The sequence below is a fragment of the Maricaulis virginensis genome (genome assembly GCF_027922185.1).
Lineage (GTDB): Bacteria > Pseudomonadota > Alphaproteobacteria > Caulobacterales > Maricaulaceae > Maricaulis > Maricaulis virginensis.
Window position 1 is genome coordinate 140,404 of the sequence record NZ_BSFE01000006.1, and the last position, 21,391, is coordinate 161,794.

The window sequence follows — 21,391 nt, forward strand, 5'->3', positions numbered from 1 at the left end:
AACGATATGGCGTGCGACAGTCTCCGCGCCAAGGGCACGGCCCGTCACACTCTCGTGAGCCCGTCGGCCCGCTCCGGAGAGCGGGTTCAGCCTGCCGTTTCTGCCAGGCGTGGCCACTGCCGGTCGATGGCCTCGAGGCTGAGTGACGGCGCCAGACGGCCTGCCAGGTCGAAGGCCAGGGCCCGGGTTTCCGCGACATCGCGCGGCGCAACGGCGAGCGCCCCCACGGCTTCAGGCACCAGGGTCAGCGGAATGTCCCGGGTCTGGGCGTCGAACAGCGTCGCCAGGATCGAAAAGGGCGCGGAAAATCCGACCAGAAGACAGTCCCGGCCGGTATTGCGCGCCATGAACTGGTGAAAATAGCTGTCCGAGAACGCCGACAGGCCCCGCCGCACGAAAACAGGTTCCCGCGTCAGGGGTCGCAGGGCAGGCACCGGTGTGCGGTCCGCGCGTGCGCCGTCTGTGATGGCGTGCTGGCAATGGCAGATCGACCAGCCATCGGCCCGGGCCCGGCGCAGCAGCGCCTCGATCCGGGTCATGGCTGCATGATTGTCCGCATCGATCCGGCCATCCGGCCCCTCGACCCGGTCACGCTGGCAATCGAGCAGGATCAGCGCCGGGTTATGGGCGTTCGTCATGCCGCTTCCTCCTTCGATTTCTTCTTGTCTTTCCTGGCCTGTTCCTTTTCGGCCTCGAGCCGTTCGAGCGACAGGTCGAACGGGCCGGGGCGGTCCCACTCGCCATCGGGGCGGATCAGGACCATCGGATCCGTATCCGCCGTGATCGCATTGGCCGGCGGGATCAGCTCGCGCTCGATCTCGACATAGGCGTAGTCCGAGAAATAGAACTCCGGCCGGTCCGGTCGAACGCGAAAGCCATGCGTCCGCCAGTATTTCACCCGGTTGAGCTGGGCATGCCCGATGACGCGGCGATAGCCGCGGCGGGCGCTGTAGCGCAGGGCTTCCTGCATCAGCACCCGCATCACGCCGTCGCGCCGGTATTGCTGCAGCACGGCCGCACGCTCCACCTTCGCGAAGTCGGCGAACCAGCGCAGGCGCAGCACGCCGACAGGCTCGCGCCCTTTCCAGGCAATCAGGTGCGAGGCCGCCACCAGGTCGTTGCCGTCATACTCTTCGGCATAGGGCGCTTCCTGCTCGCCCAGATAGATGACACCGCGCAAGGTCATCGCCATGACCACCTGGTCGAGCGTGCGGGCCACCGTCACGTCAATCACTGTCCCGTCCGTCGCATCCGTCATCGCGGCGCCTCCCAGTCCCCAAGAATACTGTGCCGCAGCAGCATGGCGCCGAGCTTGTCGGGAAAGCCGGTGCTGCCATAGAGCGGATTGACCCCGTCCGGCCGCGCGCATTCCTCGAAGCCCAGCCGGCGCATCAGCGCCTGCCCCTCCGTGGTGCGCGCCCGGGCATAGACGCGGACATCCGAATAGAAGCCGCGCCACCCGACCAGAAGCGCCCGCAGGGCCGCTGCCTGGGCATGCGGCGTGCGGCCGGCCAGCCCCCAGGACAGCAGAGCCGCGGCCTTCTCGTCGAGCCCGCACACCCAGTCGCGCCTGGCATTGGCAAAGCCGAACTCTCCGGCCAGCAACGCAGACACGCCTTTTTCACTCAGCGGAATAGACGCGACGAATCCGTCAGGGGTGCCATTCCAAACGCGCATATGAAGAGATCTCTGCGTCCAGCCCTGCACACGTGCGATATCCTCGGCGCTCGCAATCTCGCCCTCTATGAGCGCGTCTGCAAGTGCATGAAATTCGCCGATCCTGTCGAGCGTGACAGGCTCGAAATCCATTGATGCAAAAGCCTGATCCAGCCGGTCCAGGGGAAATTGAAACCCGCTTCGGGTTTGGCTAGTGTGGGTTGCTTGAGTCACCGTCGCGCTCCTCATGCCAACACGGTTACCCAATGGTTAACATCCCGCCTTGATGGCGACTTCTGCAAAGTTGGAATAGTGGACAGTCAGCAAACAGATACCCTTCTCCGGCGAACCCTGTTCGACTGGGACGATCTGCAGATTTTCCACGCCGTGGCGACGACGGGATCGATGAGCGCGGCCGCCACAGCACTCGGTTGCCAGCAATCCACCATCTCCAAGCGCATGCGCCAGCTGGAAAGCCGGCTTGGAAGCCAGCTGATCGAACGGCATGCCGGCGGGATCATGCTCACACCCGCGGGTGAAAACGCCTTCGACTATGTGCTGACCATGCAGCGCTCGGCACACCAGCTGGAAACCCGGATCGCCGGCCGCGACCGCGCAATGGAAGGCGAGGTCACGCTGCGCGCTCCGGACGGGCTGTCCAGTTTCTGGCTCGCAAGACACGTGCCGGAATTCCAGCGGACCCACCCGGCAATCGGCCTCAAACTGCTCGGCGAACACTCGGCTGCAATGGGGGAGAACGCGTCGTCTATCGCCGTCACCTTCGTGCCGGAAAAGACCATGGACACGCAGGCCGAGCTTCTCGCCACCCTGCACTATATGCCTGTAGCGTCACGGGAATTTATTGAAACCTATGGTGCACCCCGGTCCCTTGTCGATGTCATGAACCTGAGGTTCGCGACGCTGGAACAGTATGACCGCTCGCTCTCGTTGTGGGGCGAAAAAGCCGAGGCCGCAGATACTCTTATTAAATATTCCTTCCGCACCGACCTCAGTTCGGTGTTATTTGAAGTGGTACGCCATGGCGGCGGTATCGCCATGGCACCGACCTATCTTGCCGCCCTTTATGCCGATGAATTGGTAGTACTGGACTACGACTTTCATCAGGACATCAAGGTTTGGCTCAAATATATGCCCGGAAGTCAGGGGATTGGCAGAATAAAGTGTGTTGGCGACTGGATCACCGACATATTCAATCGTAGAAACAATCCTTGGTTTCGCGAAGAGTTCTGTCATCCGCGAGAATTCTGCGGCATAGACGTCATTAGACCACAACCGTGAGGATGCCATGAGTGCCAGGGGCCCAACGAGTATTGACCAGCATGTCGGAGCGCGTCTGCGTCTGCGCAGAAGCCTGATGGAAATGAGCCAGTCCGAGCTGGGCGAAAAGCTGGGTGTCACCTTCCAGCAGGTCCAGAAGTACGAGCGCGGCACCAACCGTATCGGCGCCAGCCGGCTTTTCCATGTCGCCAAGGTCATGGAAGTCCCGGTGTCCTACTTCTTCGAAGGCCTCGAGGAAGACGGCTCCTCCGAGCTGAAGGGTCCCGAATCCGACACGCTGTACGATTTCATCGCCAGCCCCGACGGCCTCGCCCTGGCCCAGGCCTTTGCCGGCATCAAGGACCAGACGGTCCGCCGCCGCGTCATCGACCTGCTGCGCTCGCTGGCAGACTAGAACGCAGACAGATCCTGCAGAGAAAGGGCCCGGCGAAATCGCCGGGCCCTTTTTCGTGTGCGCCACCCATGCCTAGACTGCCGGCGGGTTCAGGCGTGCAAAACCGTCCTGCCGTTCATAGGGCGCATGCGGATAGGGCGCCGGCACACGACTGACGGCGTCCAGCCTTTCCATATGATCGTCGCTCAATGACCAGCCGACCGCGCCGAGATTATCGACGAGTTGCGCCTCGTTCCGCGCCCCAAGGATGACCGACGAGACCCCCGGGCGGCGCGTCAGCCAGTTGATGGCAATCTGCGGCACACTCTTTCCGGTTTCCCCGGCGATCGCCTGGAGCACATCGACAATATCGTAGAGCCTTTCATCGTCCACCGGAGGGCCGAAACCCGCAGTCTCATGCAGGCGGCTACCCTCCGGAAGCGGACGGTCACGGGCGATTTTCCCGGTAAGACGGCCCCAGCCGAGCGGACTCCACACCATCGCGCCGAGCCCCTGGTCCAGCCCCAGGGGCATGAGGTCCCACTCGAAGTCACGGCCAATCAGGGAGTAGTAGACCTGGTGTGCGACATAGCGTGGCCAGCCCTGCCGGTCGGCCACGGCGAGCGACTTCATCACCTGCCACCCCGGGAAGTTCGAAACGCCGACATAGCGCAGCTTGCCGGCTCTCACGAGAATATCCAGCGTGTACAGGACTTCTTCTGCCGGCGTGAACGCATCGAAGGCATGAAGCTGGAAGATGTCGATCCTGTCGGTCCTCAGCCGACGCAGCGCGGCTTCGACGCAGTCGATCAGACGCTGACGGGACGAACCGGCCGTATTGGGGCCTTCGCCCATCGGCAAGGTCGCCTTGGTCGAGATCAGCACGTCGTCGCGACGCCCCTTCAGCGCCGCACCGAGGATGCTCTCGGAGGCCCCGTCAGAGTAGACGTCGGCCGTGTCGAACAGATTCACGCCCGCCTCAAGGCACAGATCGATCAGCCGGATCGCCTCGGTCTCGCCGGACCGGCCCCAGTTGGAGAAGAGCGGACCGGTGCCGCCGAACGTCCCGGCTCCGAAACTGAGAACGGGAACCTGCAGGCCGGAACGGCCCAGATAACGGTATTCCATCTTGGAAACTCCTGTCAGTGAAAGAGGTCAGCCCGCCCGCACGGGACACGGCCGGTTCCGGCCGGCCCGCAGTGCCGCCAGGGCCAGCAAGAGACCCAGCAGCGGCAAGGCAGATGCGAGAAGCGGCAGGGCTCGCAGCGGCATGCCGCTGTCGAGAGCCAGGCCTGCCAGGCCGGCGCCCAGCGCATTGCCCAGATTGAAGGCTGCGATATTGAAGCTTGAAGCGAGGCTCTGGCTTGCGCCCTGCGCCCTTTGCATCACCCACAGCTGCAACGGCGGAACCGTGGCAAATCCGGAAACACCCAGCAGGGCTATCGCCACGACCGCACCCGTCTGGCTCGCAAGCAGGACACTCATCGATGCCAGAACCGCGCAAAGCGCGAGGATCGTCCCGACGAGCGCCGGTACCAGCGCCCGGTCCGCCAGACGTCCGCCAAGCAGATTGCCCGCAATCAGCCCGCCGCCAAGCACCAGAAGAAGTGGAGAGAGTGCCGGCTCAGCAAAACCCGTTACGCGGGTCAGCAGCGGCGCGATATAGGTGAAAACCGCGAACACCCCGCTGAAGCCCAGCGTCGTGGTCGCGAAGCCCAGCAGCACGGCCGGCCGTGCCATGGCAGCAAAGTCCGTTCGCCAGTCTCCGTCACGCCTGGGCGCCGGCGCATGCGGAACGAAGCGGGCAATGACGGCAATTGCGAACAGCCCGACGATAGAGACCGCCCAGAAAGTCGCCCGCCAACCCAGCTGCTGACCCAGCCATGTTCCCAGCGGAACTCCGAGAATATTCGCAAGGGTGAGGCCGGTGAACATGATCGCGATGGCCGATGCCTGACGGTCTTTCGCGACGAGTCCGGCCGCTACGACGGAGCCGACCCCGAAGAATGTGCCGTGCGCGAAAGCGGTCAGGACCCGCGCCGCCATCAGCAGGCCGTAGTCCGGCGCGATGGCACAGGCTGCATTGCCGATGGCAAAGATCGCCATCAGGGCCAGAAGGACCGATTTGCGCGACAGACCCGCCGTGAGCACGGTCAGGAGGGGTGCCCCGGCGACCACGCCCAGCGCGTAGCCGGAAATCAACAGTCCGGCAGCAGAAAGGCTGACGCCCAGATCGGTGCTGACCTCCAGCAGCAGACCCATGATGACAAATTCGGTAACGCCGATGCCGAAGGCACCGACCATGAGAGCGTAGAGCGCGCGGGGCATGAATGAGGATCCTCGTCGATCCGGTTTCTGGTGCGGCTCTAGATGGCGCCTCCCGGCAGGTTGAATTAGACTTTGACAAAGAAACTCATATATGAACTGAATTCACATGACACAGCGCGAGATCAACCGCGTCGCCGAGATGGAAGTCTTCGTCACGGTGGTGGAACAGAATGGCCTTTCGGCCGCCGCGCGCGAGCGGCGCATGACGCCATCCGCGGTCAGCAAGCTGGTCTCGCGCCTGGAAGCCCGCCTCGGCACGCAATTGCTGGCGCGATCGACCCGGCGGCTGCGCCTTACTCCGGAAGGCGATCTGTTCTACCAGCATGCGCGCCGCATCCTCGCCGACATAGACGAAGCCGAACGCACCGTGGCGTCCGGAGAGGAGGCAACGGGGCGTGTCCGGCTCAATACCAGCGCGTCCTTCAACACACACATTCTGGCGCCCGTCTTGCCGGACTTTCTCGCCCGCCACCCACGGGTCGGCGTCGATCTCGCGCTCACCGACCATGTTGTCGACCTGATGGAGGCGCGTGCCGATATCGCCGTCCGCGCCGGCCCTCTGAAGTCGTCCAACCTGATCGCGCGCAAACTGGGTACAAGCCGCAACCGGATCGTTGCAGCACCCGCCTATATCGAGCGTCACGGACAGCCGGAAACGCCAGCCGATCTGGGCCGCCATACCCGCCTCGGCTTCTGCTATGAACGTGCCGTTTCAGCCTGGCCTTTTCGCGTAGATGGCGTCGAACGCCGCTATCCGCCGGACGGGCGCATACTGGCCAGCGACGGGGAGAGCCTGCGCGCCCTCGCTCTCGGTGGCGCCGGCCTTGCCAGGCTTGCAGAGTTTACCGTTCGCGCCGACATCGCCGCCGGCCAACTGGTGCCCGTCCTGCAGGACCATATCTGCGAGAGCGATGTCGAGGACTTCTACGCCGTCTATGTGGGTGCAGGAGAGCTGCTGCCCACACGGGTGCGGGTCTTCCTCGACTTTCTGGCCGAACACGCACGGGTCACATGACACTGGCGGCGTCCGGTCTGAAAATGATCCGAAGGAAGAATGGAGCGGGCGATGAGATTCGAACTCACGACATTCACCTTGGCAAGGTGACGCTCTACCCCTGAGCTACGCCCGCTCACGATGTGCGGGGCTTGGCCCCGCCGGGGAGCGGGGTATATCGCGCAAACGCCGGATAATTGCAAGCACCTGATTCCGTCGACTTGCACATGGCCGCATCTCGCGCTTCAACAGGCGCATGCCAGCGACACGCCAACAGCTTTTCGACCGTCTCGACGCCCTGGGTATTGCCCATGAAACCGTCGATCATCCGCCTGTATTCACCGTCGAGGAAGGCCGTGACATCAAGGCGAAGATGCCGGGCGGGCATACCAAGAATCTCTTCCTTGCCGACAAGAAGGGCCGGATCATCCTGATCTCTGCGCTCGGCGAGACGCAGATCCCGGTCAACCGGCTCCACCGCCTGCTCGACTGCGGCCGCCTCTCTTTCGGCAAGCCGGACCTGATGAAAGCGGTGCTGGGCGTGACGCCGGGGTCGGTGACCGCATTCGCGCTGATCAATGATGTCGATAGGCGGGTGCATTTCGTGCTCGATGCGGCCCTGACGCGCCACGACCCGGTGAACTTCCACCCGCTCTCCAATGACGCCACGACCGCGGTGAGCTGTGCCGACCTGATCCGCTTTGCCGAAGACACCGGCCATTCGGTGCAGATTGTCGATTTCGACGCACTGTCTGCCGAGGCGGGCGCGGCGCAGTGACGCCTTGCATCACAGCGCCGGCAAGGCCAACTAGGACACAACACAGCGATGCGACTGCCGGTGTGCCGGCCGCATCGTGTCTTTGAACATTCCGGACCGGGCCGGTTTCCAAGCGGAAGCCTCCCGGTCTAGGGTGACGCGAACACAAGGAATTTGGTCATGAGCGCAGATCTGACCCTGGGAACAGGCGCGCCGGCAGGCGATATCGTCAAGGACTCCACCGATCAGGCCTTCATGCAGGATGTGGTCGAACCGTCGCGCGATGTGCCGGTCATCGTCGACTTCTGGGCGCCCTGGTGCGGCCCCTGCCGCCAGCTGGGTCCGGTGATCGAAAAGGCCGTGCGCGATGCGGGCGGCGAAGTGCGTCTGGTCAAGATCAATATCGACGAGAACCCGGGCATCGCCCAGCAATTGCGCGTCCAGTCCATCCCGGCTGTCTTCGCCTTCAAGAACGGTCAGCCGGTCGACGGTTTCATGGGCGCGCTGCCGGAAAGCCAGATCAAGGACTTCATCCAGCGCATTTCCGGCAAGGGCCCCAGCGAGGCCGAACTGAAAGCGATGGTCGACCGCGCCCTGGCAGCCCTTGAGGCCGGCGATCTGGGCGGTGCGTCCCAGGACTTCGCGGCCGTGCTGCAGGCCGATCCGGGGCATCCCGGCGCGCTGGCCGGTCTGGCCCGGGTCTGGCTGAAGAATGGCGATACCGACAAGGCCCGCGAGATTCTCGACCATGTCCCCGAAGACCGCGCCGGCGATCCCGCTGTTGAAAGCGTGCGCGCCGCACTCGAGCTCGCCTCGGGCTCTCCGGCAGATGACAGCGAAACGGCGGCGCTGCGCAGCCGCGTCGAGCAGGATCCGTCCAACCTTGAGGCCCGCTACGAGCTGGCCGAGGCTCTGGTCGCCGCCGGCGATCACAAGGGCGCGATCGACCAGCTGATCGCGATCACCGCACTCGACCGCGAGTGGAACGACCAGGCCGCCCGCACCCTGCTGCTGAAAGTCTTCGACGCGGCAGGCCCGGCCAGCGAGGTAACCCGCGAGGGCCGCCGCCGCCTGTCGGCCATCCTGTTTTCATAAGGAAAAAGGCGATGAGCGAGAACCAGACCGCACCGCGCGAGATTGATCCCAAACTGCTGGAAATCCTGGTCTGCCCGGTCACGCGCGGCCCGCTGAAATATGACCGCAAGGCCCAGGAACTGGTGTCGGACAGTGCCGGCCTGGCCTATCCGATCCGCGACGGGATTCCGATCATGCTGCCCGACGAGGCGCGCAAGCTGGAGCGTGACTGATGGCGCGCCCCTGGCCCGAGCAATTGCGCTTCTCCCGCGCCGACAAGGTGCTGCATGTCGCCTTCGATGACGGCAAGCGCTTTGCGATTCCCTTCCAGACCCTGCGGGTCGAAAGCCCCAGCGCCGAAGTCCAGGGACATGGCCCCGGCGAAAAGCGGATCGTGACCGGCAAGGAGAATGTGCTGGTCACGGCCGCCGAGCCCGTCGGCCGCTATGCCGTGCGTCTCGTCTTCGATGACGGCCATGATTCCGGCCTCTTCACATGGGATTATCTCTATGCGCTGGGTGAAACCGCGCACTGATCACCGGCCCAAGGAGACTGCGATGTTCAAACCCGTTCTCGCCGGCCTCGCAGCCGTCATTGCCTTGCCCGCGCTCGCCTTGGCCGGTCCCGGCGATTTCGCGCCCGGCCCCGTCATCGAGGAATTCGGCCCCGTCGCACCCGTCGAAGGCGCCCTGCCCATCCCCGAAGGGACAGAGTTCAGGATCAGTTTCGACACCCGGGACCGGGCGGCCGAAGGCGAGCTCAATTCCAAGCTGACCGCCGCAGCGCGCTTTCTGAACATGCAGGCCGCCGCGAGCGTGCCCGTCGAGAACATACACCTGGCCATCGTCGTTCACGGTACCGCCGTCCACGATGTGACGCGCGACAGTGCCGGCGCCAATGCCGATCTTGTTGCCGCCCTGGTGGAGCACGGTGTCGAGATCTTCGTCTGCGGCCAGAGCGCGGTCTGGTACGACATCGCGGCCGGCGATCTCCTGCCGGGCGTGTCCATGTCGCTCTCGGCCATGACGGCTCACGCCCGGCTGCAGTCCGACGGCTATACGCTCAACCCCTTCTAGGCGGCGTCCAGACGCTGGCCTTTCAGGAGACGCGGCGGATCGCCGGTCTCGCCGCCGGCCTGGCGCATGAAGAAACGGCGCGCCGGCGGGATGCTGTCGACGATCGACAGACCGATCCCGCGAAGCTGGCGGATCGGCTCGATGTCGTTCGAAAACAGCCGATTGAAGAAGTCGGTACCCGCTGCCAGCGTCGCGCTGTCGAATTTGCGCCAGTCCTCATAGCGGCGCAGCGTCGAGACGGCTCCGATATCGAGCCCGACCCGCCTGGCCTCGCCGCAGACTTCCGCCAGCGCGGCTGCATCGCGAATGCCCAGATTGAAGCCCTGTCCGGCCAACGGGTGAATCCCACGCGCGGCATCGCCGACAAAGGCAATGCGGTCGTCGCAGAATTGTTCGGCATAGCGCAGCCCCAGCGGATAGGCGAAACGCGGCCCTTCCGGCCGGACCTCGCCCAGGAAATCGCCAAAGCGCGCTTCCAGCTCCTCCTGGAAGACCGCCTCCGGCGCCTCCTTGAGCGCATCGGCAATCGCGTCCGGCTCGGTCCAGACCAGCGAGGAGCGGTTGTCAGTCAGGGGCAGGATGGCAAACGGGCCTGACGGCAGGAAGTATTCATAGGCCGTGCCATTGTGCGGCTCGGCATGACGGACGGTCGCCACCAGACCTTTCTGGCCATAACCCCAGCCTGCGGTGCGCACACGGGCCTGATCGCGCAGGCGCGAGAACTTGCCGTCACAGGCGACCAGCAGCTTGCCGGACAGGCGCTGTCCGTCAGCCAGGACAAGATCGATCCCGCCCTTGCGGTGTTCATAGCGATCGGCCCGCGCCGGTGCGATCAGGGTGATCTGCGGCCGCGCCTGCAGCGCCTTGACGAGCGCCTGGCGCGAGCGCCGGTTCTCGGCCATCCAGCCCAGCGGCTCTCCGTCCGGGCCTTCGGAAATCTCGTTGCGGTCGAAATGCAGCGTGTGCGGTCCCGGGCCGCCGGGCTTGTCGCCGCCATAGGGCCGCCCGTCACAGACGAGGATATGCTCGATCCGCTGGGCATGTTCGCGCAGGTGTTCCGCCACCCCCAGCGCCTCGAACATGCGCCAGGACGTGTAGGCCAGCGCCGAGGCGCGCCCGTCGAAAGTGGGCGCCAGCTGGTCGGAGAATTCCAGCGCATCCACAACCGCGACCGAGAGACCGGCCTGGTCCATGGCCAGCGCCAGCGTCATTCCTGCGAGACCGCCGCCTGCGATCACGACATCGCCATCAAAAAGGGGTTTGCTTGTCATGGAACGGAGAATACGGGGTTTGTGTTCTGTGAAAAGCGGTCAGAGCGCCGCAGCGCATTCAGTTTCTGTTTACCCTGCGGGAAGACTTCCCCGCTAGGACGGTGTTCATGAGCCGCAAAGCCGCCGCCAACGCCGACACCGGGGACACGAACCGCGCCGCCAAACCGCTTTGGCGGTTGCGCCTGCACGATCTTGTGGCGGGCGGGCTGATGCTGGCCGCCGGCCTCTTCCTGCTGTTGTCCCTGCTGTCGCACAATGTCCTCGATCCCAGCTGGAATGTTGCTGCCGAGGGCGAGGTGCGAAACTGGATGGGCCGTTGGGGCGCATCCCTGTCGGACATGCTGCTGCAATCGGTTGGCTGGGCCGCCGGCGGGCCGGCGATCGCCCTGACCATCTGGGGCGCGATCCTCGTCTGGCGCACGCCGCAGCCCCGCCCGCGTTCGGTCGCCGGCTTCCGCTGGTTCTTCGCAGCCCTGGGCACGGCCGGTTTCGCGGCAGCGGTGAGCGCGCTTCCCGTCCCCAATGCCTGGCCGTTCGCCTCGGGCATGGGCGGTGCCATGGGCGATATTTTCCTCAACACGCTGGCCGCTCTGCCGGCCCGCTTCGATCTGCCGGGCGCGACAGGGATGGCGGCGGGCTTTGCCCTCCTTCTGTCGATTGCGGGCATCTTCCTGACCTTCGGTCTGCGCTCGCGCGACATTGCAGCGGCCGTCGATGCCGCGGGACTGGCCTGGGCAACGGTACGCGTCTGGCTGGATGCTGTGCGCGGCCGGATTGCAGGCTTCTCGGGCGATGACGGTCCGGACGACGAGGATCGCCGCCCCGTGCGCGAGGAGCCGGTCCTGCGCCGCGCCATGCGGGCTGCGGATGACACGCCGGCACCAGCCGCCGCCCGGGCACAGTCCGACGAGCCCGAGCTCTCGAGCGCGGTGAAGGTGGCACCGGGCCGCAAGGCGAAGCAATCCGACCGCGACGTCCGCGAGGCGCAGGGCGCGCTGCCCTTCGTCAAGACCGACGGGTTCAAACTGCCCCGGCTCGATCTTCTGGCGAAACCCTCGGTGCGCAATGATGCCGTCGACGAAATGGCGCTGCGCCAGAATGCCGAGCTGCTGCAGGGCGTGCTGTCGGACTTCGGCGTGAAGGGCGAGATCGTGCAGGTGCGTCCGGGACCGGTTGTCACGCTTTACGAATTCGAACCGGCACCCGGCGTGAAGTCCTCCCGCGTGATCAATCTGGCGGACGATATCGCCCGCTCGATGTCCACCATGGCCGCCCGTGTCGCCGTGGTGCCCGGCCGCAATGCGATCGGTATCGAACTGCCCAATCCCAAACGCGAAACCGTCTATCTGCGCGCCCTGTTCAATTCCAGGGCCTTCGAGGACGCGAAGGCGGAACTGCCCTTTGCTCTCGGCGAGACGATCGGCGGCGAGCCCTTCGTGGCCGACCTTGCGCGCATGCCGCACCTGCTGATCGCGGGTACCACCGGCTCGGGGAAATCGGTGGGCATCAATGCGATGATCCTGTCCCTGCTCTACCGGCTGCCGCCGGAAGACTGCCGGATGATCATGATCGACCCGAAAATGCTGGAACTCTCCGTCTATGACGGTATCCCGCACCTGCTGACACCGGTCGTGACCGATCCGAAGAAGGCCGTCGTCGCCCTGAAATGGGCCGTGCGCGAAATGGAAAGCCGCTATCTGCGCATGTCCAAGATCGGCGTGCGCAATGTCTCCGGCTTCAACGAGCGCGTCGCGGAAGCCCTCAAGACCGGCGAGGAACTCTCGCGCACGGTCCAGACCGGCTATGACAAGGAAAGCGGCGAACCGGTCTACGAGACCGAGACCATCGCGGCTGAGAAAATGCCCTATATCGTCGTGGTGATCGACGAGATGGCCGACCTGATGATGGTCGCCGGCAAGGAGATCGAGGCCGCCGTGCAGCGCCTGGCCCAGATGGCCCGTGCTGCCGGTATCCACCTCGTCACCGCCACACAGCGTCCCTCGGTGGACGTCATCACCGGTACGATCAAGGCGAACTTCCCGACCCGGATTTCCTATTCGGTCACCTCGAAGATCGACAGCCGCACCATTCTCGGCGAGCAGGGCGCGGAGCAATTGCTGGGCATGGGCGACCTGCTGTACATGGCCTCGGGCGGGCGCGTGCGCCGCCTGCACGGCCCCTTCGTTTCCGATCGCGAGGTCGAGGAAATCGCAGCCTTCCTGAAGAAGCAGGCGCCGCCGGAATACATCGAGGCTGTCACCGCCGGCGGCGATGGCGACGAGGACGGCATCCCCGGTCTCGACATGGGCGACGAAGGGTCCGGCGACCAGCTTTTCGACCAGGCCGTGGCCCTTGTGGCCCGCGACCGCAAGGCCTCGACCTCCTACATCCAGCGCCGCCTGCAGATCGGCTATAACCGCGCCGCCACCCTGATCGAGCGCATGGAAGAAGAAGGCATGATCGGCCCCTCCGACCACGCCGGCCGCCGCGAGATTTTCCTGCCGGAGAATGACGGGGTCTAGAGGCATTCTCCCCTATGGCGTTCGTCACATCGCCGCGATTTGAAGTTGAGTTTGGTCATTCTGCATGCTCCACTCGGCCCGAAATCGGGGATGCGGGGACAGCAGAGTGTGTAATCGGTTTTTGCGGACGCTGGTGCTGTGCGCCGGTGCCGGACTTTTTTACCTTGCGTCGTTCACTTTTCCGAACGCGGGCGCTCAGCCCTTCGATACGCCGGTTTTCGCGGCTGTTGACGACTGGGTGGAGATTCAGCCGCTTCCGCAAACACCTGACACAACACCTGACGGCACCACCAACGGCCTGTTCTACCTGCTTTCCGACACGCAGTTCCGGATAGACGGCGCTGTCATGCAGGAATATGTGCACATCGCCTACGAGGTGATCGATCGGGCCGGCCTTGAGAGCGCGGGCCGCCTCTCATTCGAGTTCGACCCTTCGGACACCCGGCTGATCATTCACGCCGTACGGCTGCACAGGGACGGCGAAGTTTTCGATCGCCTGATCCCCGACAGGTTTGTAACCGTCCGGCGGGAACCCGATCTGTCTTCGGGCATCGTCGACGGCGATCTGACCAGCTTCACCGAGCTGACCGACATCCGTGTCGGGGATGTCCTCGAATACCAGATCACCTATACGACCCATTCGGAAGTCTGGCCGGGCGGGTTGGGCGCCCGGCTGTCGACCCAATGGTCGATTCCCGTTGAGAGCCATCATCTGCGGGTCATCGCCCCCGCAAACGCCCCATTGTCGATCGCCGGCACCAGCGAGCTCCAGCCCGTTGTCAGCAGCAGCGATGGCTGGTCCGAATATGTCTGGCAACAGTCTCGTCCGCAGCGGGTCGTTGGCGAGAACAACGTCCCCGGCGATCACTCTTCCTGGCAGTTCCTGTCTCTGTCGAGCATGGGCAGCTGGGCAGATGTGGTCGACTGGGCGCTGCCATTCTACGATCCGGACGTGGCGCTACCGGCTTCGGCGAACGCCCTGCTTGAGCGGGTTCGGATGGATCACACCGACCAGCGCGACCGGATCACTGCAATCGTCCGATACGTTCAGGATGAAGTCCGCTACGTCTCCGATTCAACAGGCCTGGGAAGTCATGTGCCAAGAACTCCCGCGGCTGTACTCGCCAACGGGTATGGCGACTGCAAGGACAAGTCGCTTCTTCTTGTCGCGCTGCTGCGCGCGATCGGCGTTGAAGCCAGCGTCGCCCTGACGGATATCGACCGCGGATACGAGCTGCAGACGCTCGCTCCGTCGCCGTTTGTCTTCGACCATGCCATCGTGAGGATCGGCCACGGACGCGACACCGTCTGGGTCGATGCGACCGCGTCCCACGAAGGTGGCCGCTACCCCTATTTCGCTGCGCCGGCCTATCACTTCGCGCTTCCCGTGGTTGCGGCACAAGACCGGCTCATGCCTATCGAGATTGCCGAGCCTCAAGTGCCGTATGTCGAGGTTCATGAGCGCTTCGACATGGCCGATGTCGACACGGATGGAGTCACGCTGGATGTGATCTCCCTGTATCGCGACCGGCAGGCCAACGCGTTTCGCGCCAATCTCGCTGACCGGTCCAGCGCTGCAATCAGCGAAAGCTATCTTCGCTACTACCGGAGTTATTATCCGGGAATAGAGTTGGCCGCAGACCTCGCCATTGAAGACGACCGTGACGCCAACCTGATTTCCGTCACGGAATCCTATCTGCTTTCGGCCGAAGCATTCGGCGCCGACGGTCTCCGAGACGCCTTTCCGCTTCGCGGGGATATGGTCCTGAACCAGCTGGACACCGTAGACAGTGGAGAGCGGCAGTCTCCGATCCACTTGCCATGGCCGGTTTATCAGATGCATGTCCATGACATCGTCAACGCGCCGACCCCGCTCTACGGTCTTCCGGAAGTGAACCTTAACGAGCCCTTCGCGCGATACTGGACGCTGGTCCGAGGTGGTGCGGATTCTCTTCATCTGGAATACACGCTGCAAACGCGATCCAGCCGGGCCCGTGCGGAAGATGTCCTGTCCTACAACACCCTGGCCGACACGGTGCTGGATACAGCCGACCTTACAATCAACTTTGACTTCAATGAGAGCGGGCCGCTGGACGCGGTCTCAAGATGGCTGAGTGATCCAGAGAATGGCGACCTGTTTGGTCTCGGTTTCCTGGCCGGTCTCTACGTTCTCGGCGCTGCAGGCGCCATTCTCGCCTTTCGCAGGGACCGGCGCATGCCGGCCGGCGCAGTGCTCTATCCGGTTGGCCCGATCAAGTTCCTGATTATGTCAATCGTGACCTTCAACCTCTACACCCTGCTCTGGATGTGGAGAAACTGGGCCTGGATCAAGAACCAGGACGACCGCAACATCTCTGCATTCGTGCGAGCGTGGTTCAGCCCGCTTTTCTTTCCCGCTCTGGCCATGGAAATCGAGGAATTCGCCAATCGGGACAGCAAGCTGTCACGCGCAGTCTCGCTGTGTCTTGCTGTGGTATTCTCCATTCTGGTCGTTGGAACGACAATCGCGGAAACCGTCTTGAACCAGTCTGCGACAGCCAGTCTGTCGGGCCAGGGGATTGTGCTGGCAGCGGGCCTGTCCAGCTCGTTGCTGCTCCTGCCCTTCGTCTTCAAGATCAATGCCTTGAACCGAGATAATCCGGATATTCTCAGGTTCAACTCGCGGTTCACCGTCGGCACGGTGATATTGTTGATCTACGGCGCGGCGTTTCTGGCCCTCGCGGCTGTCGGCCTGCTCTACGGCTGAGACGCATTGCCTTCCGGTGCGAGGGCGGTCATTTTCCCGCGCCCGCAATGGTCCGGAGCGCGACTGTCATGATCACCACACTGGCCTTCGATGCAGACGATACGCTCTGGCATAATGAGCGCTTCTACCGGCTGACGGAGGAGAGCTTTACCGCGATGCTGGCCGACTATGCCGAGCCGGACCACCTGTCGGAACGGCTGCTGGAGGCGGAGCGGCGCAATCTCAAGCGCTATGGCTACGGCATCAAGGGTTTCGTCCTGTCGATGATCGAGACGGCGGTCGAAGTGACGGAGAACCGGGTGCCGGCAGCCACGATCCGGCAGATCCTGGATGCCAGTCACGACATGCTGGAACATCCTGTCGAGTTACTGCCCCATGTGCGTGACACAGTGGAAGCACTGACCCCCCATTACCGCACCATAATCGTCACAAAGGGTGACCTTATGGACCAGGAGCGCAAGATTGCGGCCTCCGGTCTGGCGGAGCTGTTCGACGGGATCGAGATCGTCTCGGAAAAGACGCCGGACATCTACCGGAGTATTTTCGACCGGCATGGCGACGGCGCCGAGCGCGCGATGATGGTCGGCAATTCGATGCGCTCGGATGTGGTGCCGGCGATCGAGGCGGGCAGCTGGGGCGTTCACGTGCCGCACGGGCTGACCTGGGCACTCGAACACGCCGAAGCGCCGGCCGGACACCCCCGCTTCCGGGAGATCGGCGATCTGGGCGGACTGCCCGGCCTGCTCGACACGCTGCGCTGACCCGGAACCCCCCGGCTTCACACAGATGTGACTGCGCGCGCTTCCGGCCGGCCTAGAATGGGGCCGGGAGCGGAGGAGAACGTGCATGCTTGTTTCACTGATCGCGAGCACCTGCCTGGCGCCGGTGCTGGAACCGGTCTGGCGGACGGACGGGCTGGATGCACCGGAAAGCGTCATCGCTGACGGGGCCGGCGGTTTCATCGTGTCGAACGTCAATGGTGAAGGCGCTGAGGCGAATGGCGCGGGCTATCTGGCCCGGCTGGACGCGCAGGGCCGCCGCATCGGGCCGGAGCGCTGGGTGACGGGCCTGAACGCGCCCAAGGGTCTGGCACTGTCGGGCGGGCGGCTGTTCGTGGCGGATATCGATACGCTGGTGGAGATCGATCCGGAGCGTGGCGAGGTCGTTGCGCGGTACCCGATCGAGGGCGCCGGCTTTCTCAATGATGTTGCCGCGCATGAGGGCCGCGTCCTTGTGTCGGACAGTGCGCGCAGCCGGATCCATGTGCTCGAGGATGGCGAGGTCTCGCTGTGGCTGGAGGATGCGGCGCTGGCCGGGGTGAACGGGCTGCTGCCCGAGGATGACCGCCTGCTCGTGACGGCCATGTCGAATGGCGAAGTGCTGGCGATCGACTGGCAGACCCGTGCCGTCACGCCGCTGACCGGCGGCCTGCAGAATGCCGACGGTATCGCGCCGGCGGCGCCGGGCGGCTATATGCTCAGCCAGTGGCCCGGCGATCTGTGGCACTGGGTGGAGGGCGAGGCGCCGGTTCACCTTGTCGAGCGCCAGGATCCGCCGGTGCTGATGAATGATCTCACCGTGCACGGCGAGCTGGTGATCATCCCGCACTGGCAGCCGGGCGCCGTCTCGGCCTGGCGGCTGAGCTGCAGCGATGGCAGCGGCTGACGGAAGAATGAACATCCAGGCCTTGCTCGCGCCCAAATCCCGGGCCAGCTTGCGCCCATGATTGCTCTGCTTTTCTCCCTCGCCCTGCTGCAGCAGGACCCCGCGGCCGACGCTCCCGCCGAGGCCGTGCAAACGCCGGTTTCCGAAGAAACCGGCGCGGCGCCGCAGGCCAGTCTCGACCGCGAGGCGGCGCTGGCCGACATCAATGCCTATCTCAACGGTATCGGGACCCTGCGTGCCGATTTCGTGCAGGTCGCACCGGACGGCTCAGCGGCGACCGGCGAACTGGCCATGTCGCGTCCCGGCCGCCTGCGCTTCGAGTATGACGAGCCGACGCCGATCCGCATCATTGCCGACGGCACCACGGTCGCGATCGAGGACAGCGCCCTGGAGACGGTCGATCGCGGCCCGTTGCGCTCGACGCCGCTCTGGTGGCTGCTGAAAGAGGATATCGATATCGCCCGTGACGCCGAACTGGTGGGCATGGAGAGCGAGTTCGGCTTTCTCTATGTCACGCTGCGCGACCCCGGCGAGGAAATGCCGGGCGAGATCATGTTCGTCTTTGCCGAGCCCAGCTATGAGCTGCGCGAATGGTTCGTCACCGACGCGATGGGCGAGATCACCCGGGTCAGCCTGAACAATGTCGAGACGGGCATGCGGCTGAACCCGCGCCTGTTTGTCATTCCGGAGGCGGAAGACCGCCGGGATTCGCGCCGCAACCGGTAAAATGGTTGATGTTTTTCTGCCACAGGCAAATCCTTTCTCATTTTTTATTTGCAGAAATCCGGACGATGTGGCGTTATTGATACGCTGACTGAGAGGCAAAGGATCGGCGTCGTCCCCCCGCTTGCAGATCCGTTCTCGGTCGCGCCGGACTGATCCCCTCCCGGCGCTGCGCTGTAAAAAGACATGCGCACGGCTTGGCGCCCGGTCTCTCCCCCCTCGAGACCGGGCGCCTTTCGTTTCAGCTTCCGTCATTCGCGATCCGGTGCGGCACACCTTCCCCCTGTCAAAGACAGGCCCGGATCGCTAAATACGTCACATGCACTTCCACGACGAAGACGAAGGCGCCGACATCCCGCGCCTGCTCGAAGAAATTCCGCTGCTCTACAAGGCCCGGGCCTTTGCCGAGAGCCTCAACGCCAACACCTGGTTCTCCCGTCTTGGCGAGCCGCTGGACGCGCGCGAGCGCGACCTGGCACGAACCTATCTGGACGGGCTGGGCTTTCCCGAAGCCGAACCGGCCCTCTTGTCGGACTGGGACGAGGCTGCCGGCGCGGCCGAAACCCAGGACCGCGACCCCATGGGCTGGGAAGCCGAGGAGATGCTGCGCACCGGCCTGGTGTCCCGCGTCCTCGAACGGCTGGACGAGGAAGCGGTCCATGCCGCCCTCACCCTGGTGGCCCAGAAGACCGGCGATACGGCGCGTGATGCGGTCGAGGAGGCCGCGGCACTGGCGGATGTCGAGGATATAGGACTGGTGCATGCGGCGGCCGGCGCCCTGGCGCAGGCGGCCAATGGCGCCGTTCTGGTGGTGCTCGCCGAGGCCGAGGATGACGATCCGCCCCATCCCTTCCTCGCACGCTGGCGCCTGTTTGCGCGCGGCCGCTGGCCGGTGGGCCTGGCCGGCGCCACCTACAATATTCTCTGACCGCCCCTCGGCCGATCACCCGCACAAGGACTGCCCATGACCGCCTTCACGCTCGCCAGCTGGAACATCAACTCCGTGCGCCTGCGCGCGCCGCTCGTGGCCGACTGGGTCAGCCAGGCCGATCCGGATGTGCTGTGCCTGCAGGAGATCAAGTGCCAGAACGAGCAATTCCCGGAAGAGGCCTTCCGCGAAATGGGGTTCCGGCACTTCCACGTGCGCGGCCAGAAGGGCATGCACGGCGTGGCGATCGCCTCGAAATTCCCGCTGGAGGATCTGGGCGACGAGGATCTGTGTCCCAGGGCCGAAGCCCGGCACCAGCGTGTGATGGTGGAAGGCATCGAGCTGCACAATTTCTACATCCCGGCCGGCGGCGACGAGCCGGACCCGGCGATCAATCCGCGCTTTGCCCACAAGCTGGGCTTCCTCGACCGCATCGAAGCCTATTTCAAGGCGCGCGCGGCCGAGAACCCGCCGCTGGTGCTGGTCGGCGATTTCAACATTGCGCCCTATGAGCACGATGTCTGGTCACACAAGCAATTGCTGAAAGTCGTATCCCACACGCCGGTCGAGACCGAGGCGCTGGAGCGCATCCGCCAGGCCGGCGATTTCGCCGATGTGGCGCGCGAGCTGATCCCGATGGACGAGAAGGTCTATTCCTGGTGGAGCTACCGCGCCCGGGACTGGAAGAAGGCCAATCGCGGCCGCCGTCTCGACCATATCTGGGCCGCCCCCGCCGTGCGCGAGCGCGCCCTGGCCGGCGGACGGGACGCCTTCAGGATCTGGGAAGATGTGCGCGGCTGGGAGAAGCCCTCGGATCACGCGCCGGTGGTGCTGCGGATCGGCGGCTGACCGGCGAATTCTACCCAATCTCTTGTAATCGGGCCGTTTTCCGACGCATCCTGTGCGCCGGGGGGACGGGTTGATGCGAATTTTCCTGACAGCATTCGCGACATGTGTCCTGGCGGCCGGCGATCCGCTGATCGGGCAGAGCTATGCCAGCCTGGTCCGGACCCGGCATGCGGGTCTGCATCTGGTCGGCTGGCTGCCGGTGACCCAGCGCGACACGCTGCGCAACCGCAAGGGCGATTTCGATTTCCATTTCCGCACCTGCTATAATGACAAGATCGAGCAGGACACGCTGCAGCAGGGCGACCTGCTGGTCTTCACAGCCTGTTTCGGGATCTGGGAAGGCGGAACGGGCGAGCCCTGAGACAGACCGCCCTGCCTCAGCCCTGCAGCCGGTATCCGCCGCTTTCCGTCACCAGGAGCCGGGCATGGGCCGGATCGGGCTCGATTTTCTGTCTTAGCCGGTAGACATGGGTTTCCAGCGTGTGCGTCGTCACGGCCGGATTATAGCCCCACACCTCGTGCAACAGCTCGTCGCGCGGCACCGGCTTGCCGCCGGCGCGGTAGAGGTATTTGAGGATATTGGTCTCTTTTTCCGTCAGCCGGATCTTTTTCTCGTCGGCGGTCAGCAACAGCTTCATCGCCGGCCGGAACTCGTACGGCCCGATCCGGAAAACCGCGTCCTCGCTCTGCTCGTGGCTGCGCAGATGGGCGCGCACGCGGGCCAGCAGGACCGAGAATTTGAACGGCTTGGTGACATAGTCATTGGCGCCGGATTCCAGACCGAGGATCTGGTCGGCATCGGTGTCCTGGGCGGTCAGCATGACGACCGGTGCGGACACCCCGTTCTTGCGCATCAGGCGGCAGGCCTCGCGGCCGTCCATGTCCGGCAGTTCGACATCCAGCAGGACCAGATCGGCGCGTTCGGCCTTGGCCGTCGCCATGCCTTCGCCGGCCGTGCCGGCGCTGAGCGTGCGGAATTCCTCGTGAAGCGCGAATTGTTCGACCAGCGCCTCGCGCAGATCCTCGTCATCGTCCACGATCAGAATCGTTTTCTGTGCGCTCATGATGCGATCATGCCCTTTTCCGGCCGCAAGGCAAATTCTGCCCACCGGCAGGATGTGCCCGGCAAT

General features: G+C 64.4%; 24 protein-coding genes and 1 tRNA gene. 17 read left to right on the forward strand and 8 right to left on the reverse strand.

The window, feature by feature from the left end:
- Positions 1-86: 86 nt before the first annotated feature.
- The 3 genes from PKE71_RS11885 to PKE71_RS11895 are packed head-to-tail and all read right to left on the reverse strand — an operon-like array spanning position 87 to position 1,614.
- Positions 87-638, reverse strand: a complete 552-nt coding sequence (locus tag PKE71_RS11885; RefSeq protein WP_271187197.1) for an isochorismatase family protein — start codon at positions 636-638, stop codon at positions 87-89.
- Positions 635-1,258 carry a GNAT family N-acetyltransferase gene (locus PKE71_RS11890; RefSeq protein ID WP_271187198.1) on the reverse strand — a complete coding sequence of 208 codons (624 nt, stop codon included), beginning with the start codon at positions 1,256-1,258 and terminating at the stop codon, positions 635-637. The genes PKE71_RS11885 and PKE71_RS11890 overlap by 4 nt, the downstream gene beginning before the upstream one ends.
- Entirely contained in the window at positions 1,255-1,614 is a 360-nt protein-coding gene (locus PKE71_RS11895; RefSeq protein ID WP_271187199.1) for a hypothetical protein, read from the reverse strand. Before PKE71_RS11895 ends, PKE71_RS11890 begins: the two co-directional genes overlap by 4 nt.
- 63 nt (positions 1,615-1,677) lie before the next feature.
- Here PKE71_RS11895 and PKE71_RS11900 point away from each other — a divergent pair, with 63 nt between their 5' ends.
- From PKE71_RS11900 to PKE71_RS11910, 3 genes are all read left to right on the forward strand, one after another.
- Positions 1,678-1,812: a hypothetical protein gene (locus PKE71_RS11900; RefSeq protein WP_271187200.1), complete on the forward strand. Its 135-nt coding sequence runs from the start codon at positions 1,678-1,680 to the stop codon at positions 1,810-1,812.
- A 156-nt stretch (positions 1,813-1,968) separates the two neighbouring features.
- Positions 1,969-2,955 carry a LysR family transcriptional regulator gene (locus PKE71_RS11905; RefSeq protein ID WP_271187201.1) on the forward strand — a complete coding sequence of 329 codons (987 nt, stop codon included), beginning with the start codon at positions 1,969-1,971 and terminating at the stop codon, positions 2,953-2,955.
- Between the two features lie 7 nt (positions 2,956-2,962).
- Positions 2,963-3,349: a helix-turn-helix domain-containing protein gene (locus PKE71_RS11910; RefSeq protein WP_271187202.1), complete on the forward strand. Its 387-nt coding sequence runs from the start codon at positions 2,963-2,965 to the stop codon at positions 3,347-3,349.
- 72 nt (positions 3,350-3,421) lie between these two features.
- Here PKE71_RS11910 and PKE71_RS11915 read toward each other — a convergent pair whose 3' ends face one another.
- Both PKE71_RS11915 and PKE71_RS11920 read right to left on the reverse strand, forming a co-directional pair.
- A complete protein-coding gene (locus PKE71_RS11915; RefSeq protein WP_271187203.1) occupies positions 3,422-4,456 on the reverse strand; it encodes an aldo/keto reductase in 1,035 nt (344 codons plus the stop codon).
- Between the two features lie 27 nt (positions 4,457-4,483).
- On the reverse strand, positions 4,484-5,656 hold the full coding sequence (locus PKE71_RS11920; RefSeq protein WP_271187204.1) for an MFS transporter: 1,173 nt from the start codon (positions 5,654-5,656) through the stop codon (positions 4,484-4,486).
- Between the two features lie 106 nt (positions 5,657-5,762).
- On the opposite strand from PKE71_RS11920, the gene PKE71_RS11925 reads away from it, so the two are divergent.
- A complete protein-coding gene (locus PKE71_RS11925; RefSeq protein ID WP_271187205.1) occupies positions 5,763-6,671 on the forward strand; it encodes a LysR family transcriptional regulator in 909 nt (302 codons plus the stop codon).
- A 40-nt stretch (positions 6,672-6,711) separates the two neighbouring features.
- On the opposite strand, the gene PKE71_RS11930 is transcribed toward PKE71_RS11925, so the two are convergent.
- Positions 6,712-6,786 (reverse strand) — tRNA-Gly (locus PKE71_RS11930).
- Between the two features lie 120 nt (positions 6,787-6,906).
- On the opposite strand from PKE71_RS11930, the gene PKE71_RS11935 reads away from it, so the two are divergent.
- The 5 genes from PKE71_RS11935 to PKE71_RS11955 all read left to right on the forward strand — a co-directional run bounded on the left by PKE71_RS11935 (position 6,907) and on the right by PKE71_RS11955 (position 9,557).
- On the forward strand, positions 6,907-7,428 hold the full coding sequence (locus tag PKE71_RS11935) for a prolyl-tRNA synthetase associated domain-containing protein (protein WP_271187206.1): 522 nt from the start codon (positions 6,907-6,909) through the stop codon (positions 7,426-7,428).
- Between the two features lie 159 nt (positions 7,429-7,587).
- Positions 7,588-8,502 carry a thioredoxin gene (gene trxA, locus PKE71_RS11940; protein ID WP_271187207.1) on the forward strand — a complete coding sequence of 305 codons (915 nt, stop codon included), beginning with the start codon at positions 7,588-7,590 and terminating at the stop codon, positions 8,500-8,502.
- A gap of 11 nt (positions 8,503-8,513) precedes the next feature.
- The gene (locus PKE71_RS11945; RefSeq protein WP_348509460.1) at positions 8,514-8,714 is read left to right on the forward strand and encodes a Trm112 family protein; all 201 of its coding nucleotides are present in this window, start codon (positions 8,514-8,516) and stop codon (positions 8,712-8,714) included.
- Positions 8,714-9,016: a DUF971 domain-containing protein gene (locus tag PKE71_RS11950; RefSeq protein ID WP_271187208.1), complete on the forward strand. Its 303-nt coding sequence runs from the start codon at positions 8,714-8,716 to the stop codon at positions 9,014-9,016. Before PKE71_RS11945 ends, PKE71_RS11950 begins: the two co-directional genes overlap by 1 nt.
- 22 nt (positions 9,017-9,038) lie before the next feature.
- Entirely contained in the window at positions 9,039-9,557 is a 519-nt protein-coding gene (locus tag PKE71_RS11955) for a DsrE family protein (protein ID WP_271187209.1), read from the forward strand.
- On the opposite strand, the gene PKE71_RS11960 is transcribed toward PKE71_RS11955, so the two are convergent.
- Complete coding sequence (locus tag PKE71_RS11960) at positions 9,554-10,828, reverse strand: UbiH/UbiF/VisC/COQ6 family ubiquinone biosynthesis hydroxylase (protein WP_271187210.1); 1,275 nt, start codon at positions 10,826-10,828, stop codon at positions 9,554-9,556. The genes PKE71_RS11955 and PKE71_RS11960 overlap by 4 nt on opposite strands.
- Before the next feature lie 107 nt (positions 10,829-10,935).
- Between PKE71_RS11960 and PKE71_RS11965 the strand changes: the two genes are divergently transcribed.
- The 8 genes from PKE71_RS11965 (at position 10,936) to PKE71_RS12000 (ending at position 20,622) form a co-directional block, all read left to right on the forward strand.
- A complete protein-coding gene (locus PKE71_RS11965) occupies positions 10,936-13,350 on the forward strand; it encodes an FtsK/SpoIIIE family DNA translocase (protein ID WP_271187211.1) in 2,415 nt (804 codons plus the stop codon).
- A gap of 106 nt (positions 13,351-13,456) precedes the next feature.
- The gene (locus PKE71_RS11970) at positions 13,457-16,096 is read left to right on the forward strand and encodes a DUF3857 domain-containing transglutaminase family protein (RefSeq protein ID WP_271187212.1); all 2,640 of its coding nucleotides are present in this window, start codon (positions 13,457-13,459) and stop codon (positions 16,094-16,096) included.
- 68 nt (positions 16,097-16,164) lie between these two features.
- A complete protein-coding gene (locus PKE71_RS11975; protein ID WP_271187213.1) occupies positions 16,165-16,857 on the forward strand; it encodes an HAD family hydrolase in 693 nt (230 codons plus the stop codon).
- 85 nt (positions 16,858-16,942) lie between these two features.
- Positions 16,943-17,761, forward strand: a complete 819-nt coding sequence (locus PKE71_RS11980; protein WP_271187214.1) for an NHL repeat-containing protein — start codon at positions 16,943-16,945, stop codon at positions 17,759-17,761.
- 57 nt (positions 17,762-17,818) lie between these two features.
- Positions 17,819-18,487, forward strand: a complete 669-nt coding sequence (locus PKE71_RS11985; RefSeq protein ID WP_271187215.1) for a LolA family protein — start codon at positions 17,819-17,821, stop codon at positions 18,485-18,487.
- Between the two features lie 316 nt (positions 18,488-18,803).
- Positions 18,804-19,412: a hypothetical protein gene (locus tag PKE71_RS11990; RefSeq protein WP_271187216.1), complete on the forward strand. Its 609-nt coding sequence runs from the start codon at positions 18,804-18,806 to the stop codon at positions 19,410-19,412.
- Between the two features lie 36 nt (positions 19,413-19,448).
- The gene (xth, locus tag PKE71_RS11995; protein WP_271187217.1) at positions 19,449-20,261 is read left to right on the forward strand and encodes an exodeoxyribonuclease III; all 813 of its coding nucleotides are present in this window, start codon (positions 19,449-19,451) and stop codon (positions 20,259-20,261) included.
- A 73-nt stretch (positions 20,262-20,334) separates the two neighbouring features.
- Positions 20,335-20,622: a hypothetical protein gene (locus PKE71_RS12000; protein WP_271187218.1), complete on the forward strand. Its 288-nt coding sequence runs from the start codon at positions 20,335-20,337 to the stop codon at positions 20,620-20,622.
- A 16-nt stretch (positions 20,623-20,638) separates the two neighbouring features.
- Here PKE71_RS12000 and PKE71_RS12005 read toward each other — a convergent pair whose 3' ends face one another.
- Positions 20,639-21,325 (reverse strand): response regulator transcription factor, encoded by a 687-nt coding sequence (locus tag PKE71_RS12005; protein ID WP_271187219.1) that lies wholly within the window; start codon positions 21,323-21,325, stop codon positions 20,639-20,641.
- Positions 21,326-21,391: the final 66 nt, after the last annotated feature.

Bases quoted from the DNA above. Each gene is read 5' to 3' on its own strand.
- PKE71_RS12005 (WP_271187219.1), bottom strand. From the start codon at position 21,325: ATGAGCGCACAGAAAACGATTCTGATCGTGGACGATGACGAGGATCTG.
- PKE71_RS11920 (WP_271187204.1), bottom strand. From the start codon at position 5,656: ATGCCCCGCGCGCTCTACGCTCTCATGGTCGGTGCCTTCGGCATCGGC.
- PKE71_RS11935 (WP_271187206.1), top strand. From the start codon at position 6,907: ATGCCAGCGACACGCCAACAGCTTTTCGACCGTCTCGACGCCCTGGGT.
- PKE71_RS11960 (WP_271187210.1), bottom strand. From the start codon at position 10,828: ATGACAAGCAAACCCCTTTTTGATGGCGATGTCGTGATCGCAGGCGGC.
- PKE71_RS12000 (WP_271187218.1), top strand. From the start codon at position 20,335: ATGCGAATTTTCCTGACAGCATTCGCGACATGTGTCCTGGCGGCCGGC.
- PKE71_RS11980 (WP_271187214.1), top strand. From the start codon at position 16,943: ATGCTTGTTTCACTGATCGCGAGCACCTGCCTGGCGCCGGTGCTGGAA.
- PKE71_RS11890 (WP_271187198.1), bottom strand. From the start codon at position 1,258: ATGACGGATGCGACGGACGGGACAGTGATTGACGTGACGGTGGCCCGC.
- PKE71_RS11990 (WP_271187216.1), top strand. From the start codon at position 18,804: ATGCACTTCCACGACGAAGACGAAGGCGCCGACATCCCGCGCCTGCTC.
- PKE71_RS11885 (WP_271187197.1), bottom strand. From the start codon at position 638: ATGACGAACGCCCATAACCCGGCGCTGATCCTGCTCGATTGCCAGCGT.
- PKE71_RS11925 (WP_271187205.1), top strand. From the start codon at position 5,763: ATGACACAGCGCGAGATCAACCGCGTCGCCGAGATGGAAGTCTTCGTC.
- PKE71_RS11975 (WP_271187213.1), top strand. From the start codon at position 16,165: ATGATCACCACACTGGCCTTCGATGCAGACGATACGCTCTGGCATAAT.
- PKE71_RS11945 (WP_348509460.1), top strand. From the start codon at position 8,514: ATGAGCGAGAACCAGACCGCACCGCGCGAGATTGATCCCAAACTGCTG.
- PKE71_RS11915 (WP_271187203.1), bottom strand. From the start codon at position 4,456: ATGGAATACCGTTATCTGGGCCGTTCCGGCCTGCAGGTTCCCGTTCTC.
- PKE71_RS11950 (WP_271187208.1), top strand. From the start codon at position 8,714: ATGGCGCGCCCCTGGCCCGAGCAATTGCGCTTCTCCCGCGCCGACAAG.
- PKE71_RS11900 (WP_271187200.1), top strand. From the start codon at position 1,678: ATGAAGAGATCTCTGCGTCCAGCCCTGCACACGTGCGATATCCTCGGC.
- PKE71_RS11965 (WP_271187211.1), top strand. From the start codon at position 10,936: ATGAGCCGCAAAGCCGCCGCCAACGCCGACACCGGGGACACGAACCGC.
- PKE71_RS11910 (WP_271187202.1), top strand. From the start codon at position 2,963: ATGAGTGCCAGGGGCCCAACGAGTATTGACCAGCATGTCGGAGCGCGT.
- PKE71_RS11955 (WP_271187209.1), top strand. From the start codon at position 9,039: ATGTTCAAACCCGTTCTCGCCGGCCTCGCAGCCGTCATTGCCTTGCCC.
- trxA (WP_271187207.1), top strand. From the start codon at position 7,588: ATGAGCGCAGATCTGACCCTGGGAACAGGCGCGCCGGCAGGCGATATC.
- PKE71_RS11985 (WP_271187215.1), top strand. From the start codon at position 17,819: ATGATTGCTCTGCTTTTCTCCCTCGCCCTGCTGCAGCAGGACCCCGCG.
- xth (WP_271187217.1), top strand. From the start codon at position 19,449: ATGACCGCCTTCACGCTCGCCAGCTGGAACATCAACTCCGTGCGCCTG.